A 16,079-nucleotide genomic window follows, 5' to 3' on the forward strand; every position below is an offset into this window, starting at 1 on the left:
AATGGTGGTCAGGTGGTGAACTGCGAATGAACGAGTGGCACAGGCTCGATGTCGGCGTCGTCGGTCCGACTCATGCGCAGGTCGTATCCCCGGCGTTCGTGACCGTGAGGTCGTTGGGCAACTCGTCTGTTCCCGACTCGCGAGGCAGTTCGGCGACGGTGATCTGGCCCCCGGCGAGAACCGGCGACCCCAGGTTCCCGCTGTAGTCGCTGCCGACGATGACCTCGATGCCCGACTGCACGGTGTTGTCCGCCTGGATGCTCGCCCCGGGGAACAACTGTGCAACCGTGGCCGCCGCAGCCTGTTGCCCCTCGCCGTACCGGACGACGGTGTCGGTGCGGTTCTCGGAGGCGTCGGCAACACCCTGGACGCCGAAGCCCTGATTGGCCAGACTCTCGGCGATGCCGGTGGCGACTCCGGCGGTACCGGTGCCGTTGAGCACCCGCATGCTCACCGAGTACGGATCGAGCGCGCTGACGGTGACGTCTGCCGACCGCGAGGTTGTCGAAGAAGTTGTTGTGCTGGTTGTTGTTCCGGCCGGTTTCTCTTCCTTCTCCCCGGGCAGCGGTTCGTCGTTGATGATCGCGTCGAAGATTGCGCGGATGTCGGCATCGCGGGGGATCTCGTTGCCCGAGCCGTCTTCGGCCGTGCCCGAGGTGGGGACGGTGAGGAAGGTGACGCGGCCGGCGTCGAGCCCCTGCATCGACTGGGCCAATTGGAGCAGGTCGTCGGTGTCCACCTGATCGACGAAGCTGTTCTGGATGAAGGTGTCGACGATGCCGTTGAGCGTCGCAGGATTGGACAAGACCTTGCTGGAGAGCGCTCCGCGCAATAGCGACGAGAGGAACAGCTGCTGGCGTTTGATGCGCCCGTAGTCACCGTTGCCCTCGGTGTCGATGGTGCGGGCGCGCACGTAGTTGAGGGCAGCTTTACCGCGGACCTTCTGCTTACCGGGCTTGGTGAGGATGGGGCCCAGCTCGAAATCGTTGAGCGGGACCGGCGAGCAGACCTCGACACCACCGATCTTGTTCACGACCTTTTCGAAACCCGAGAAGTCCATCGCGATGAAGTGGTTGATGTTCAGGCCGCTGATCGCGGTGAGTGTGTCGACGATGCACTTGGGGCCGCCGTCGCCGTAGGCGGTGTTGAGCTTGGCGCCCGTCTCGGCGGGCACGATCTGGCCGGTGTATTCGCCTTTGTCGTTGTCCCAGGTTGTGCACTCGGGGCGGTTGATCTGCAGGTCCCGGGGGAAACTCACCGCGACCACGCGGCTGCGGTCGGCCGGGATGTTCACGAGGATCACTGTGTCCGACCTGGCACCGCCGGCGTCTTCGGTGGTACCGGCGCCGATCTGCCCGTTCTTTCCCGACCGGGTGTCGGTGCCGACGATCAAGTAGGTTTCGTCGCCGGTCTGCAGTTCTTTGCCACGGATCTCGCTGTTGTCCGGGTTGACGGCATCGACGATGTTCCAGTTGCCGTCCTTGACCTTCTGATAGCCCCACACCGCGCCGGTGCCCAGGAGTGTCATGACGCAGGCGAGAGCGAGGAGGACCCGGCCACCCATCCGGGCATTTCTGGTCAGCGCCGCTCGGTCGCGTCCTTTTGGCGCCGCGGCATGTCGGCGGCCACGGGCCGTACCCGCGCCGGATTCGGGAACCACCGCCGGCTGCACACGGTCGGCCACGCTGTCGTGCGACGGGTTCGGATCCGGCTCGCGATCGGCGGCCAGGTAGACGGGTGGACCGTCCTTGGCGGCCGGGATGACCTCTGTCTGGGAGTCGTCGTCGTCCCGTTGCGGAGGGTCGGTGCGCGCGAAGGGATGGCTCGGCTGGGTCGCAGGCGGGGAGGGCGGCCCACCGGCCTGGGTGCGGCTATCGCGTGGGTCGGGATCGGACGGCGGCCCCGGATCCACCGCACGGCTGATGGTCTCGGTGGGGGCATCGGCGGGGCGGACGCGGCGCGGGCGCGGCGGCGGAACCGACGGTCCGTCGGACGGAGGTGCCGGGGACCGGTCGGTCGAGGATCGGGGTTCGCCGACCGGCGGCTGCGACGGCACGTCGGATGCGGCACGAGACGAAGGCGATGGTGCGGCGCGTCCGGACGAGCCGGCGGCATTCATCCGATTGAGGAGTTCCTGGACCGTCAATCGGCCCGCGGCGTCGCGGGGCAGTTCCCGAGCGGGGGGCTCGCGGAGTACCTCATCCGATGGCGCGCCGAGCTGGCGGCGAATCAGATCGCGGCGTTCCTCGGGTGTGCGTCCCCGGAGCTCGTCGTCGCTGCTCACTCATGTTCCTTCGGACTTCTGGGCACCGGGCTGTATCTCAGGCCCGTCGAAAACATGTCGGCCGGGCAGGCGCGTTCACGATGATACTGGCCGAACCTGTATGTGCCTCGTCGCCGAGCGTTCGTCGGCCGTTGTTCTTGTGTTCGAGTTCGGCAGTGTGAAACCGAGCTTTCTGGATCCGGTATTTCTACTGGTGGGGCTATCCGCCGGAATGCATGACCTCGGCGCCGTCGGGAACGCAGTCGTCGTCCGGATCGTCGAGCCAGCCGTGGGGGAGGGCCACGGCCGACGGCGACCCCTGCCGTCCGCGAGGACCGTGGCCGTCGCGGGGAAAGGGCACGTCAGCGGGTAATTGGCCCACCATGTCGGCAAGTTGATCGACGGTCTCGACCAGGGCCATGTCGCGGCGCAACTCCGAGCCGACGGGGAAACCACGTAGATACCAGGCAACGTGCTTGCGGATTTCCCGCATGCCCTTGAACTCGCCGTGGTGGTCGGCGAGCAGCTGTCCGTGCCGGACGATGATCTGCGCCACTTCGCCGAGCGTGGGGGCCGCCGGGGCGGGCAGTCCGTTCAATTCAGCGCTCAGTTCGGAGAACAGCCATGGCCGACCGAGGCATCCACGACCGATGACCACGCCGTCGCAGCCGGTCTGATTCATCATCCGGGTGGCGTCGGCGGGCTCGAAGATGTCGCCGTTGCCGAGGACGGGCACGTCGGTCACGTGCTCCTTGAGTCGTGCGATCTCGTCCCAGTCGGCGCTCCCGGAATAGCGTTGCGAGGCCGTACGAGCATGCAGCGCAACAGCTTTCGCGCCCTCGGCGGCGGCGATCCGACCGGCGTCGAGGTGGGTGTGGTGCTCGTCGTCGATTCCGATGCGGAACTTGACGGTGACGGGGATGTCGGTGCCCTCGGTGGCGCGGACGGCGGCGGCGACGATGTTGGCGAACAGACGGCGCTTGTAGGGGATGGCCGAGCCGCCGCCCTTGCGGGTCACCTTCGGCACCGGGCAGCCGAAGTTCATGTCGATGTGGTCGGCGAGGTTCTCGTCGACGATCATCTTGGCCGCGGCATAGGTGTACTCGGGGTCGACCGTATAGAGCTGCATCGACCGCGGGTTCTCTTCCGGGGCGAACGTGGTCATGTGCATGGTCACCGGGTGACGCTCCACCAGGGCGCGGGCGGTGACCATCTCACAGACGTAGAGACCGGCAACCGTGCCGGTCCGGGCGAGCTCGAGTTCGCGGCACAGTGTGCGGAAGGCAACGTTGGTCACCCCGGCCATCGGAGCCAGGACCACCGGGCTGGAGAGCTCGATGGATCCGATGGACAGTGCCGGGGTGGTGCGGGTGTCTGGCAGCAGAGCGGTCAGGATCTGGCCTTTCCGAGAAATCGCCGCTAGGAGGCGGCGCGGGCCTTTTCGCGCTTGGCCGCTTCGCGAGCGAGGGCGCGGTCACGCATCTCTTCGAACTTGATGGTGTCTGCGGCCAGCTTGTCGAGGAATGCGGCCAGCTCTTCACGGGTCTTCTCGCCCTCGGCGCTGAAGTCCTCGCGCTCGAAGATGTTCCACTTGCGCAGAACGGGCTGGATGACCTCTTCGAGGTGCTGGCGCAGGTCGTAGATGCCGTGCTTGGCCATGAGGACGCCGTTGCGACGGAAGTTCGGCATACCGAGGCCGGGCATCTGGAAGTTGGAGACCACTTCGTAGATCGCGCGGATGGTCTGGTCGGGTGAGATGTCGAGGCCGGCGCCGCAGATGTTGCGGTAGAAAACCATGTGCAGGTTCTCGTCGGCGGCGATGCGCTGGAGCATGCGGTCGGCGATCGGGTCGTTGCACGCCTTGCCGGTGTTGCGGTGCGAGACACGCGTCGCGAGTTCCTGGAAGGTCACATACGCCACCGAACGCAGCAGTCCGGCGCTGGTTTCTCCGAGCTCTTCGGCTCGCTTACCCGCGGTGGCGAGTGAGGAGAAACCGTTGGTCATGTGGATCATGCGGGCTTCTTCGAGCGCGACGGGGTCGACGCCGCGGGTGACCACGAGGTAGTCGCGCATCGCGATGCCGTGGCGGTTCTCTTCGGCGGTCCAGCGTCCGACCCAATGGCCCCACGCGTCGTCCATCGAGAAGTTCTCCGCGATCTCGCGGTGATACGACGGCAGGTTGTCCTCGGTCAGGAGGTTGGTGACCATCGCGGCCTTGGCCACGTCGTCGAGCCTCGACTGCTCCGGATCCCAGTCGACACCACCGAGAGCCGCGAAGTTCTGCCCTTCGTCCCAGGGGACGTAGTCATGCGGGTTCCAGTCCTTGGCAAGGCGCAGATGGCGATTGACGTTTTCCTCGGCCACCGGCTCCAGTTCTTTCAAGAGCTCCAGTTGAGTCAACTCGCGGGCCATTAGTTATTCCTCCAAGAACGGCTAGGCGTGATAAGGGTCCAGGCTACGGGAACGCACTACCGCCACCCAAGTCCTTCGCGCCGGCGCAAAGGTGTGTCGAAACCCTCGCGCCACTGAATCGCTGCTGGTCAGTAGTGGCCTGGTTACTGCTCGAACTGGGTGCCCCGATGATCCCCGTGTGTGGTGCATCTTACTGACGTGATGCGGATCCGCCCAGAAAAACTGAACTTCGAATCCAATATTGGTGGCGAGTGATCCTTCAGAAGTACTTGCCCACCGTGTCGAGCCATCGCCCGGCCTCGTCGGTCAGGTTCCCCAACTCCTGCGCCTTATGGCACCAGGCTTTGGCTGCCTGAGCAAACTCCAGCGGGTTGTAGACATCTTCTTCCTTGGACCACAGCCCGTCGCCCGCATACGTCAGGATCGTGATGTTGGTGGCCGTGAACAACGAACCGTCGCCGGGGTCGCGCAGGGGATTGTCGATCTCACAGATCACCCGGTCGGTCTCCTCGTCGATCACATGCCACAGTGCCGGGAAGGCGATCATGTGACTGCCCGGGAATCGGCCCATGGTCTTGATCACCCAGGTACGAATCTCTTCGCGCCCCTTGAAGGTGCCCATGGCGTGTTCGACGTAGTCGGCATCGTCGGTGAACTGCTCGGCCCAGGGGTTCCAGTCGTGGGTTTCGGCAACCTGCTCGACCATCTTCTCGAACCTGGCGAACTCGCTCTCGAGTTCGGCGCGACTGAAGCGCCCCATCAGAATCCGTCACCGGGGGCGATGGTGATGGTCGCGTCGATGCGCTGGATCAGGCAATCGGCGTTGAACCGGAAGGTCTCGTCCACGGTGGCATCGGCCACATTGAGGCCGCCGACTCCATATGCGAGGTCGTAGATCACCCGCACCGAGTCGCCGCGGCCCGACCACTGTTCGTTGTCCAGCGAGGTGATGCCGCTGTATTGGAGATGCAGAGCGAGTTCGGCCTTCATCACATCGCCGGAGAACCCGGTCTGCAGCCCGTTCTCGAATCGGACCACGTTGTCGGCAAGGGGGACGTCGTAGGCGTACGAGGGGTCGACGAGCGCATCGAGGTAGGTCTGGGCGCCGGCCACCCGATCGGCCGCAGTGCATGTTTCGGTGGGTGCGGCGGAAGCAGCACCCACGCCCGTGGACACTGCGGCGCCCACCGCCGCGACACAGACCAGTACCCGGACAACGTCAGATTTCATGGCGCTGAGCGTATTTGCCGAACAGCGCCACGCGGGCTGTTTTGGCGTGATCGGTCAGACGGTGTAATCGGGCTCCGAGATCTGGTCCGCCCCAGCCGGTGGTGGCTACTATCTGCTCAGCTCACCGACCGTGGGTGAGAGCTGGAAGGGCATGAGATGAGCGTGGCGATCGGTTCCTATATCGGTGGCTATCAAATTCTGGAGCTGCTCGGCCGCGGCGGGATGGGTGAGGTGTACAAGGCCCAGCACCCCCGGTTGCCCAGAGCCGATGCCATCAAGTTGCTGAACAACACCTACGGCAGTGACCCCGACACCCGGGCTCGGTTCGAGCGGGAAGCGGATCTGGTCGCCCCACTCAGTCATCCGAACCTGGTGAACGTGCTGGACCGAGGTACCCACGAGGGTCAGCTGTGGATTGCGATGGAGTTCGTGTCGGGTACCGACGCGGCACACATGTTGATCGACGGCCCGCTGCATCCGCGACTTGCGGTGCAGATCATCTCCGAGGTCGCCGACGGACTGGACTACGCGCACCGCAAGGGGCTGCTGCACCGCGACGTCAAGCCCGGGAACATCCTGATCACGCCAGGTGCCGATCCGATGACCCCGGATGCGGTGAAGCTCACCGACTTCGGCATCGCGCGGATGGCGCAGGAGACCGACAGCAGTCTCACGTCGGTGGGGATGACGGTGGGCACGCTGCGGTACAGCGCCCCTGAACAAATCGGCGGCGAGGAGATCGACCACCGTGCCGACGTGTACGCGCTGGGCTGCACGCTCTACGAGTTGCTGACCGCCACAGCACCTTTCGATGCCCCCACGAGTCAAGGCCTGATGGCGGCGCACATGTTCAACGCGCCACCGAACCCGGCCGCCGTCAATCCCGCGGTCCCCGCGGCGATGGCTTCGGTGATCGCACGGGCGATGGCCAAGAAACCCGCTGACCGTTTCGACAGCGCCCGCGAGCTGGCCGATGCCGCACTGGAGGCGCTGCAAGGCGGTGGGGCGCCGCAGAGCACGCGCGCGCAGAGCGCTTTTGTGCCCATCCCGGTCAAACCCGGTACGCCGCAGACGAACGCCCCGCGGTCAGCAGCTGCCACTACCTTCCCCCCGGCCGCGACGCCCGGGCCCATGCCGTCGAATCCCTATCAACCGGGACAACATTCATCACCGCAGCACTTCACTCCCCAGCATTCTTCGCCGGGTCAGTCGTCACCCGGTCATTCATCAGGCCAGTCGTCGAACCTGAACTCGTCCCCGTATCAATCGAACCCGTATCAGGGGGCGGGCCAGGGATACCCGGGGATGGTGTCGAGCGGACAACGTCCGGCCTACGCGGGTGCTGGATCCGCGGCGGCCCCGACGCCGAACGGTCCGTGGTCCACCCGCCCTGCGGTGCTCGCCGGGCCGGTGGTGGTGCTCGCGGTGGTGGTCGGTCTGATCGCCGGCATGCTGATCACCGGCGGCGGCAGTGCGCTGGCCGCGCCGCAGAAGCCCGCAGTCGAATTGGCCGCTGAGTCCGTGGAAATCAGTTGGTCCGCGGTGGACGGCGCGTCCGAGTACGTTCTGCGGCAGGGTGATTCGGTCATCTATGTCGGGGACAAAACCGAGTATGCACAACCCATGCCGTTGCCGGGTACGTACTCGTACACGGTGTCGGCGCGATCGGGCGACCGGGATGAATCGTCCGACAGCCCGGCGAGTGACGAGGTCGCGGTGGCGCAACGGTGGCACGGTCTTGAACAGATGGCGTCCACCTTCGGGGAGATCGTCGGCCCGAGCCCGTTGTCCACCGACACCTTCGGGCAAGAAGCCTGCTGGGGCGGCACGGGCAGTGTCGACCCGGAGATCCCGAAGACGGGCGTCATCTTCTGCCGCGACGCCGCTGCCACCTACACAGTGCAGCTGCGGCAGTTCCCGTCTCGCCAGGTCCGTGACGAGTATCTGGACAGTCTCAACTTGAAGACGTCATCGGTGACCACCGATCAGGGCGCCGACGGCACCCTCTATCAGGGCAACGGCCCGACCAGTGATTGGGCGGGTACCGCGATCCTGGCCTTCGACGACACCGATCGTGAGGTGTACGACTTGAGCGTCACCATGGAGAGCGGCAAAGACGCCGACGCCGTGGCCCTGCTGGACAGGCTGCCGCTGTGAAGCGCTGGGGATGGCCGCTGCTGGTGGTCGCCGGGGTGGTGGCGCTGGTTCTCTCGTTCACCATCACCTACTTCGTGCGCGGTGCCGGCAGTTCGGTGTCGAGTCCGGGGACGGTCACGGCCAGTGCCGAGGGCCCGGTGGTGAAGGTCAGTTGGAAGTCGGCGTCAGGAGCCGATTCCTATCTGCTCAGTCGCGGTGAGGCGGTGGTGTACTCGGGCCCGGCCACCGAGTTCACCGACATCTCGGCGGTGGCTCCTTCAGGCGGCGACCGGGTGGAGTACCGGGTGCGGGCGGTGGACGACAAGGGCCGCGTGTCCGAACCGAGCGCTTCGGCGTCGGTCGAGGTGGGCTCCGGGTGGGGGCTGTATGCGGAGTCGGCCCAGCGGTTGCCCGAGCTGTTACCGGCGGGGCCCGACGAGCAGGGCTACAACGGCATGCGATGCGAGACGCGGATGGATGCCGTGCCGCCGGAGGAAGGTGACGGGCCCGACGGATCGGGCGAGCAGTTCATCAAGGCGGGTTTCCGCTGTGTCCTGGACTCCGGTGGTGAGCAGTACGACCTGTGGACCGACTTCTATGTCACACCCGAGGCACTCGAGAGCCGGATGGACGACATTCGCGGCTTCGACGGGGTGACCAGCACAACGTGGCAGAACGGGCGGGCGGTCAGCGGTGGCGGCGGGGACGAGCCGCGATGGATGGCGCTGACGGTCGACGGTATGCCCGACGTCTACATCGAGCTCTCCGCCGTGGACAAGGCGACCACGTCCGACCAGCTCGTCGATGCGGTGAACAGTTTGCCCGTGGGCTGACCACCACCGCAGAAGAAATCCCGAAAGCGCACCTCGTCGCAGCCGAGCGGCGTTACGCTCCCGCGAAGCACGGCAGTGAAGCCGGAGGGGGCTTGTTGTGGGCGCATCGGCGGGAAACAAACGCGCGGTCCGGATCGCGGTGATCTTCGGTGCGGTCCTGGCGATGGCAACGGCCACGGTCAGTCCGGCTTCGGCTGCCGCTCCGCCCGGGTACAACGACGTGCTCGACGTCTGGCCGACCGCTGTGGACGTCGCGGACTGCCGACCGGGGGATCAGGTCGAGACCGGTATCCAGGGTGAGGTGCCCCTGGCGGACCGCAAGTCCGGGCGCAGCACCAAGGGTTACAACTGCAACATCGATCTGATCGGTCAGTTTCAGGGGCAGGGTGCCGGCATCGTCAGTGCCACCTACGGTCACTGTTCGTACACGGGTTCTTCCTTCCCCACCAACTTCTTGGGACCCAATCCCGGGGTGCAGGTGATCGACGTGAGCGACCCGGCCAATCCGCGGATGACGGATGTGCTGAGCGAACCTGCGATGGTGGGCGGCACCTGGGAGTCGTTGAAGGTCAACAAGGAACGTGGACTCCTGGTGGGCACGGGGGTGGGCATCCTCGAGGGCGCCGGTTACATCTCGGTGTACGACATCGCCACCGACTGCGCGCATCCGCGGCTGCTCAACACCGGCGCCGGGTCCCAGCTGTCGATGCCGATTCCGATCACCACCCACGAGGGCGACTTCTCACCTGACGGGAACACGTACTGGGCCACCGGCATTGCCCCCGGTTACGTCAGCGCCATCGACATCACCGATCCCCGTGATCCGATGGTGGTGTGGTCCGGGGTCACGGGTGTCGAGGCCCACGGTCTCGGGTTCTCGCCGGACGGCAACACCATGTATCTGTCAAATCTTCTGGGACTGACGATGATCGACGTCTCGGCGGTGCAGAACCGCAGGCCGAGAACGATTGTGCCCGACCTCATGCCGCACGTCGGTGAAAAGCTCTGGGCCGATGGTCAGATCACGCAACACAGCATCTACGTCACCTACGACGGACAGCCGCACGTCTTCAGCGTCGACGAGGGCGGTTCGGGTGGCGTCAAGTTGTTCGACGCCGCGCGCTCGACGAATCTTCAGCAGCGCAACGCCGTCAAATTGGCGATCAACCTGCCGGAGAACGCCAACAGGTGGGCCCAGAGCACCACGGCCAACGGCGCGTTCGGGTACGACGCCCACTACTGCTCGGTGGATCGTCCGGTCGACCCGACCGCGATGGCATGCGGGTGGATCCAGTCGGGCGTCCGGGTGTTCGACATCAGCGACCCCGACCACTTCGCGGAGATCGCGTACTTCAACCCGCCCGCGCAGACGGGCAAGAACTGGCAGTTGAGCAACTCTCTGCACGCCCTGCTCGGCTCCATCGCGGCTCCGCCGATCATCGGCACGCTGGCGGTCGCCCGGGCGGTGCTGCAGGGCGACAGCCCCGTGGACGGGATCATCAACGATCAGAGTCGTCTCGTCGGCGGCGACCTCTCGGCCGACTGGTGTCTGTCACCGCCGGAGTTCCACGGCGATCAGCTCTGGGTGACCTGCATGGACAACGGGTTCATGGCGCTGGCGCTCGATCCGGCGGTGTACCCGGTCCCATGAAAACAATTGTCGGCCAACGGTTGTGGCTGATCATCGCGGTTGTCGTAGCCTTGGTCGTCGGGCTGGGTGCCGGGTTGATGATTCACCGCGGAGGTCCGGAGTCGATGGCGGCCGGTGATTCGGCGACCGCCGTGGACGTGGGCTTTGCACAAGACATGTCCGCACATCACCAGCAGGCTCTCCTTATGTGCGACCTACTGGCGCACACAGCGCAGCCGGATGTCCGGGCGCTCGCGGCCCAGATCGAGCAGGCGCAGTGGCGCGAGATCGGGCAGATGCAGGGCTGGCTACAGATGCTCGACGCGCCGCTGCAGGCGGGGCGTCCGATGAGCTGGATGGAAGCGGGTGGCCATCGGCACGCTGCGGGTGTGTCGACGATGCCGGGGATGGCCAGTGGCGACGAACTGACCCGGTTGTCGTCGGCGGACGGTGTGCAGAGCGAGATACTGTTCCTGCAGTTGATGATTCGGCACCATCAGGGTGCGGTCGAGATGGCCGCCGAAGCGGCCCGGACGGCCGGGGAACCCGCCATCCGGCGAGCGGCGGTCGGGATGGTGAAGTCGCAGTCGGACGAGATATCGGTGATGACGGTGATGCTCGACCAGAGAGGTGGTGACACCCTGCCGTACCCGGTGTGAGCGCGGCGGGTGCCCGATCACTCCGGTGTCGGTGCGCCTTCGGACTCGCCGGCGGGTGCCGCGTTCTCCGCTGCGTGGGCTTCGGGGTCACCGGCGCGGCGATCCATCGGGTCCACTCCGTCGACGCCCTCGAGGACGGTGAACTCCTGCTCCGCGGACGCCCTCAACTCCTTGGCTTCTTGTTTGATCTTGTGCACCCAGTCGGACATTCGGCACTCCTGTTCCGCTCGCGGACGCCCCGTCGGCGCCAGAGACCACCCTACGTCGTTCACCGTTTGTCGAGCGCGGTCTCCGAATCCCAGACCGCCATCAGCTCACCGAGGATGTCGACCGCCAGGCCCAGACCGCCCAGATGGCTCTCACCGGGCATGGTGAACATCTTGGCGTCGGGCAGCAGATGGACCACGTGTTCGCCGTGCTTGTGCGGAATGATGTGGTCGTGGTCGCCGTGCCACCAGCGCACCGGGACGGTCACGTCGCCGACCGAGAATCCCCAATCGCGGGCGAAGACAACAACATCGGCGAACGGGGCCTCCATCTGGCGGCGTCCGCCGTTGAGGAGATCGTCGAGGAACATCGCTTTGAACTCGGGGCGCTGGAGCAGTTCGCGGTCGGCAGCGGGGGACAGTCGTCCGTAGAGACCGATGGCCGGCCCGGCAACCGGTCGTGCCACTCGCACGACCGAACTGACGACCCGCCCGATCGGAGCCCCGGCCGTCTGCAGCAGGGGTGCGAGGAACTTGCCCAGTTCCATGGCGCCCCCACCGATAGCGTCGGGCCCGACGGCGGGTGCCACGCCGCCGAGTACGCCGGCGACGACCACTCGGTCGGGCATCGCATGGGCCACGCCCAGCGCGTAGGGGCCTCCGCCGGAGAGACCGATGACCGCGAACTCGTCCACGCCGAGGGTGTCGGCGACGGTGGCGAGATCGTCGGCGAAGGCGAGCACGTTGGGGTAGCTGTACGGGGTCGAAGACCCGACTCCGGGCCGGTCGAGACCGATGATCCGGATGTTCTCCGCTTCGCCGAGATCGCGGACCTCGATCGGGATCTGCCGCCTGGCACCAGGCGTGCCGTGGAGCCAGAACACAGCTCGGCCGGTCGCGGAACCGAACTCTGCGAACCCGATCCGGCGTCCCTCACCGACCGCCACGGAGCCTTCGATCTTGGGTCGTTCGATGTCGATCATCCATCCAGAATGGCACCGAACGACGGCCGTGTGTGCAATTCGCTGGTGGAACGCCTGCCTCACTCGTGGGAGGACATCACCACCCGGCCGTGGTCGAGCGAAGGCCGCATGTGACCGGCGCGCATCAGCAGCAGTCCGCACCCCACCACGGCGATCGCGCTGATCGCACCACCGACGATCAGTGGTGCACGCGGATCGGTCACCTGGGCGAGCCAGCCAAGCAAGGGACTGCCGATCGGCGTGCCGCCGAGGAAGCAGAGCATGTAGATGCCCATCACCCGGCCGCGCATCTGCGAATCGACCGACAGCTGCATGATGTTCATCGCCGAGGTGGTGAACATGATGTTGGCGACACCGACCGGGATGAGGACCACTGCAACCAACCAGAAGGTCGGCATCACTCCGACGACCACCTCGAAGACACCGAACGCGAGTGCGCCGGCCAGAAAGTGCCGTAGCCGTGCCGGTTTCGTCCGGCGGGCTGCCACCAGTGCTCCGCTGAGTGTGCCCACGGCCAGCATTGTGGACAGCAGGCCGTAACCGCCTGCAGTTCCCTCGAAAGTGTTCGCGGTCAAGAGCGCAAGCGAGAGTGGGAAGTTCAGGCCGAAGGTGGAGACGACGAACACCGTCGCGAGGACCACGACGAGGTGGCGGTTGCGGCGGACATAGCGCACCCCACTGCGGATCGAACGATCCGTGGTGGCACGGGCGGAGCGGATCAGCTCCGAGGTGCGCATCGCGAACAATCCGGCCAACACCGCCAGTGAGGTGACCGCATTGATGAGGAAGACCGGGCCGGTTTCCACCAAGGTGATCAAGAGCCCGGCCACGGCAGGTCCGATGATCCGGGCGAGGTTGAACGTCAGCGAGTTGAGTGCCACGGCGTTGGGCAACTGCTCTGCGCCCACCATCTCGATGGTGAACGACTGCCGGATCGGCGCATCGATCGCCGAGACACACCCCAAGGCGAACGAGAGGATGTATACCCAGGCCAGAGTTGCCATCCCCGCCACATCGAGCACTCCGAGGATCAGGGCACACAACGCGATGGTGGTCTGGGTGGCGATGAGGAGTTTGCGTTTGTCGAACCGGTCGGCCAGCGCCCCGGCGGGAAGCGACACGATGGCCGTGGGGCCGAACTGCAAGGCCATGACGATGCCGACCGCAACGCCGCTGCCTCCGGACAGTTCAAGTACCAGCCAGTCCTGCGCGATGCGCTGCATCCAGGTCCCGACGAGCGAGACCACCTGCCCACCGGCCCAGAGACGGTAGTTGCGTACCCCGAGAGACGAGAACATCACCGGGAGTTGCATCGGAAATAGTTTACCGCTGCCAACTATTCGGCCACGCGGACCGGCAGCGAGCTACCCGATGAGCGCTTCGATGGGTTCCTTGGCGAAATACAGGGCGAACAGAGCGGCCACCAGCCAGAGCAAGGGGTGGATCGACCGGATCTTGCCCCGCGCCGACGCGAGCACAACCCAGGTGATGAAGCCGACGCCGATGCCGTTGGCGATCGAGTAGGTGAAGGGCATCACCACGATGGTGAGGAAGCAGGGCAGCGCGTAGTCGAACCGGGTGAGGTCGACGGTGCGGATCTGCGCGATCATCAACGCGCCCACCACCACCAGGGCGGGTGCGGCGGCCTCGAGCGGTACCACCGAGTACAGCGGTGTGAAGAACATGGCGACGAGGAACAGGACCCCGGTCACGACGTTTGCCAAACCGGTCCTGGCGCCTTCGGCGATGCCCGACGCAGATTCGACGAACACGGTGTTCGATGATGCCGACCCCGCGCCGCCGGCGATGGCCCCGGCGCCCTCGACCACAAGGGCCTTGCCGATGCCGGGCAAATTGCCGTCCTTGTCCGCGAGTTCGGCCTCTTTGCCGAGGCCGGTCATCGTGCCCATGGCGTCGAAGAAGTTCGAGAGCACCAGTGCGAACACCAGAACCGACGCCGAGAGCACGCCGATGCGGGTGAACGCGCCGAACAGGTCGACGTCGCCCACGAGGTCGAGGTCCGGCATTCCGCCGACGGATGACGGCCAGTCGGGCACGTTCAGATTCCAGCCCTTGGTGTCGGTTATCGAGGGCCCCAGGTCGGCGAAAGTTTGCACGATCATCGCGACAGCAGTGGTGATCACGATGCCGATGAGCAGACCGCCCCGCACCTTGCGCACCACCAGGACGCCCATGAGCAGCACCCCGAAGACGAAGATCAGGGTCGGCCAGGTGGCCACGGAGTTGTCGATACCCAGACTCACCGGCACGGTCGTGCCCGCCGCATCGGGGATGCGTTTGACGAACCCGGCATCCACCAGGCCGATGAAGGCGATGAAACACCCGATGCCTGCAGCGATCGCGGCCTTCAGTTCTGAAGGGACGGCCCGGAACACAGCGGTCCGGAACCCGGTGACCGCCAGCGCGACGATGATGATGCCGTCGATGACGACGAGCCCCATCGCCTCGGCCCAGGTGACCTGCGGTGCGATCGACACAGCCAGCAAGCTGTTGATGCCCAGGCCGGCTGCGATCGCGAAGGGATAGTTCGCCACCAGGCCGAAGACGACAGACATGATGCCGGCGACCAACGCGGTGACGGCCGCAACCTGGGCGAGGGGCAGGACGTCACCGAGAACATCTGTGTTCTTGGAGTTGCCTGGCACCCCGCCGATGATGATCGGGTTGAGCACCACGATGTAGGCCATCGTGAAGAAGGTGACAAGGCCGCCGCGTATCTCTCGCGAGAGAGTCGAGTTGCGCTCGGTGATCTTGAAGAAGCGGTCGAGCGCAGGGAGGCGGTGTTCCGAGGTGCCGGTCTTCTCCTGGTCCAACGACATGATCTTCGGCCCCTTCGCGACTCGACCAGACGGCCGTGCTCACCTCACCCTTCGGCGGCACGCCCCTTGCGGCTGTAACGATAGGCGAGCTTACGGGTACCTGATAACCAGTTCGGTTCGGGATCAACGTCTCTGGTGGTGTTCACCGTCGGATCGAAACCGATGTTGGGGTAGTCGGCCTCGTCGACAGATTCGGAGAGCGTCACACGGGCGAGCGGCTCGAAAGGGCCCGTGCCGTGGGCCTGCTCGATGTCGAAGACCAGACCGGCACCGTCGATCTGCGTGCGGAGGTTCTCCACGGAGACACTGGCCTGCGGTGTTTCCGGCGTCACGCGTGCCCGAAGCCACCAACTCCCGCCGTCGTGGTGCAGCGGCTGCAGTGACGAGAGGACTGCGTTGCCGAGGGCGCGGGCGGGAAAGGGGATGGTCCTGGCGATCACATTCGTGCCCGCGGCTCCGGCGAGCAGCACGTCCCACGGCGAGTGGTCGCCTGGGTGCGGCGGCATCCGGATGGCGAGGCCCAGCACATCGGGGACCGTTCCGGGCATACCGACACCTTTGGACACCCTGGCCACCACGTCGCAGTCGGCCATCGGCAAACCGACCCCGTCGGCGGCCGTTCTGGTCAGGGTGCCTTTCGCGAGCACACCGTCGGGATGGAAGAGGCGAGCACCCCGGAGAGCGGCCCCCGCCTGTATGGGAAGGCCGGCTATGTCGGCGACTCTCATCGCGCTCCTTCATCACTCGTAGGAGATGGCATCACTTGTAGGAGATGGCATCACTCGTAGGAGGTGGCGTTGTCCCAGGGCAGGTACCCGACTGCCGACACGGGCAAACTCTCCACGCTCGGCGGGTCATTCCGGAACGGGACTGTCGAACCGTTCGGG

General features: G+C 65.8%; 14 protein-coding genes. 4 read left to right on the forward strand and 10 right to left on the reverse strand.

What is annotated here, in order from left to right; all coding sequences use genetic code 11:
* Positions 1 to 70 precede the first annotated feature (70 nt).
* The 5 genes from CSW57_RS03335 to CSW57_RS03355 form a co-directional block, all read right to left on the reverse strand.
* On the reverse strand, positions 71 to 2,284 hold the full coding sequence (locus CSW57_RS03335; protein WP_099381427.1) for an LCP family protein: 2,214 nt from the start codon (positions 2,282 to 2,284) through the stop codon (positions 71 to 73).
* Between the two features lie 199 nt (positions 2,285 to 2,483).
* Positions 2,484 to 3,644, reverse strand: coding sequence for a tRNA dihydrouridine synthase DusB (gene dusB / locus CSW57_RS03340; RefSeq protein ID WP_262982246.1), 1,161 nt, complete (start codon positions 3,642 to 3,644; stop codon positions 2,484 to 2,486).
* 38 nt (positions 3,645 to 3,682) lie between these two features.
* Positions 3,683 to 4,675: an acyl-ACP desaturase gene (locus tag CSW57_RS03345; protein ID WP_099381429.1), complete on the reverse strand. Its 993-nt coding sequence runs from the start codon at positions 4,673 to 4,675 to the stop codon at positions 3,683 to 3,685.
* A gap of 259 nt (positions 4,676 to 4,934) precedes the next feature.
* Positions 4,935 to 5,435 (reverse strand): nuclear transport factor 2 family protein, encoded by a 501-nt coding sequence (locus CSW57_RS03350; RefSeq protein WP_099381430.1) that lies wholly within the window; start codon positions 5,433 to 5,435, stop codon positions 4,935 to 4,937.
* Positions 5,435 to 5,905: a hypothetical protein gene (locus tag CSW57_RS03355; protein ID WP_099381431.1), complete on the reverse strand. Its 471-nt coding sequence runs from the start codon at positions 5,903 to 5,905 to the stop codon at positions 5,435 to 5,437. The genes CSW57_RS03350 and CSW57_RS03355 overlap by 1 nt, the downstream gene beginning before the upstream one ends.
* A gap of 156 nt (positions 5,906 to 6,061) precedes the next feature.
* Between CSW57_RS03355 and CSW57_RS03360 the strand changes: the two genes are divergently transcribed.
* The 4 genes from CSW57_RS03360 (at position 6,062) to CSW57_RS03375 (ending at position 11,163) form a co-directional block, all read left to right on the forward strand.
* The gene (locus tag CSW57_RS03360; protein ID WP_099381432.1) at positions 6,062 to 8,062 is read left to right on the forward strand and encodes a serine/threonine-protein kinase; all 2,001 of its coding nucleotides are present in this window, start codon (positions 6,062 to 6,064) and stop codon (positions 8,060 to 8,062) included.
* A complete protein-coding gene (locus CSW57_RS03365) occupies positions 8,059 to 8,874 on the forward strand; it encodes a hypothetical protein (protein WP_099381433.1) in 816 nt (271 codons plus the stop codon). The genes CSW57_RS03360 and CSW57_RS03365 overlap by 4 nt, the downstream gene beginning before the upstream one ends.
* A gap of 163 nt (positions 8,875 to 9,037) precedes the next feature.
* Positions 9,038 to 10,525 carry a hypothetical protein gene (locus CSW57_RS03370; protein WP_223249081.1) on the forward strand — a complete coding sequence of 496 codons (1,488 nt, stop codon included), beginning with the start codon at positions 9,038 to 9,040 and terminating at the stop codon, positions 10,523 to 10,525.
* Positions 10,522 to 11,163 carry a DUF305 domain-containing protein gene (locus CSW57_RS03375; RefSeq protein WP_099381435.1) on the forward strand — a complete coding sequence of 214 codons (642 nt, stop codon included), beginning with the start codon at positions 10,522 to 10,524 and terminating at the stop codon, positions 11,161 to 11,163. The genes CSW57_RS03370 and CSW57_RS03375 overlap by 4 nt, the downstream gene beginning before the upstream one ends.
* A gap of 17 nt (positions 11,164 to 11,180) precedes the next feature.
* Here the strand turns inward: CSW57_RS03375 and CSW57_RS03380 are convergent, their stop codons facing one another.
* The 5 genes from CSW57_RS03380 to CSW57_RS03400 all read right to left on the reverse strand — a co-directional run bounded on the left by CSW57_RS03380 (position 11,181) and on the right by CSW57_RS03400 (position 15,920).
* Positions 11,181 to 11,372 (reverse strand): hypothetical protein, encoded by a 192-nt coding sequence (locus CSW57_RS03380; protein ID WP_099381436.1) that lies wholly within the window; start codon positions 11,370 to 11,372, stop codon positions 11,181 to 11,183.
* A gap of 59 nt (positions 11,373 to 11,431) precedes the next feature.
* A complete protein-coding gene (locus tag CSW57_RS03385; protein WP_030173866.1) occupies positions 11,432 to 12,352 on the reverse strand; it encodes an alpha/beta fold hydrolase in 921 nt (306 codons plus the stop codon).
* A 59-nt stretch (positions 12,353 to 12,411) separates the two neighbouring features.
* Positions 12,412 to 13,650 (reverse strand): MFS transporter, encoded by a 1,239-nt coding sequence (locus CSW57_RS03390; protein WP_099382012.1) that lies wholly within the window; start codon positions 13,648 to 13,650, stop codon positions 12,412 to 12,414.
* A gap of 66 nt (positions 13,651 to 13,716) precedes the next feature.
* Positions 13,717 to 15,192 carry an NCS2 family permease gene (locus CSW57_RS03395; RefSeq protein WP_099381437.1) on the reverse strand — a complete coding sequence of 492 codons (1,476 nt, stop codon included), beginning with the start codon at positions 15,190 to 15,192 and terminating at the stop codon, positions 13,717 to 13,719.
* A 44-nt stretch (positions 15,193 to 15,236) separates the two neighbouring features.
* Positions 15,237 to 15,920, reverse strand: a complete 684-nt coding sequence (locus tag CSW57_RS03400) for a phosphodiesterase (RefSeq protein ID WP_099381438.1) — start codon at positions 15,918 to 15,920, stop codon at positions 15,237 to 15,239.
* Between the last annotated feature and the right edge of the window lie 159 nt (positions 15,921 to 16,079).

This window comes from Williamsia muralis, from assembly GCF_002735905.1.
Lineage (GTDB): Bacteria > Actinomycetota > Actinomycetes > Mycobacteriales > Mycobacteriaceae > Williamsia > Williamsia muralis_A.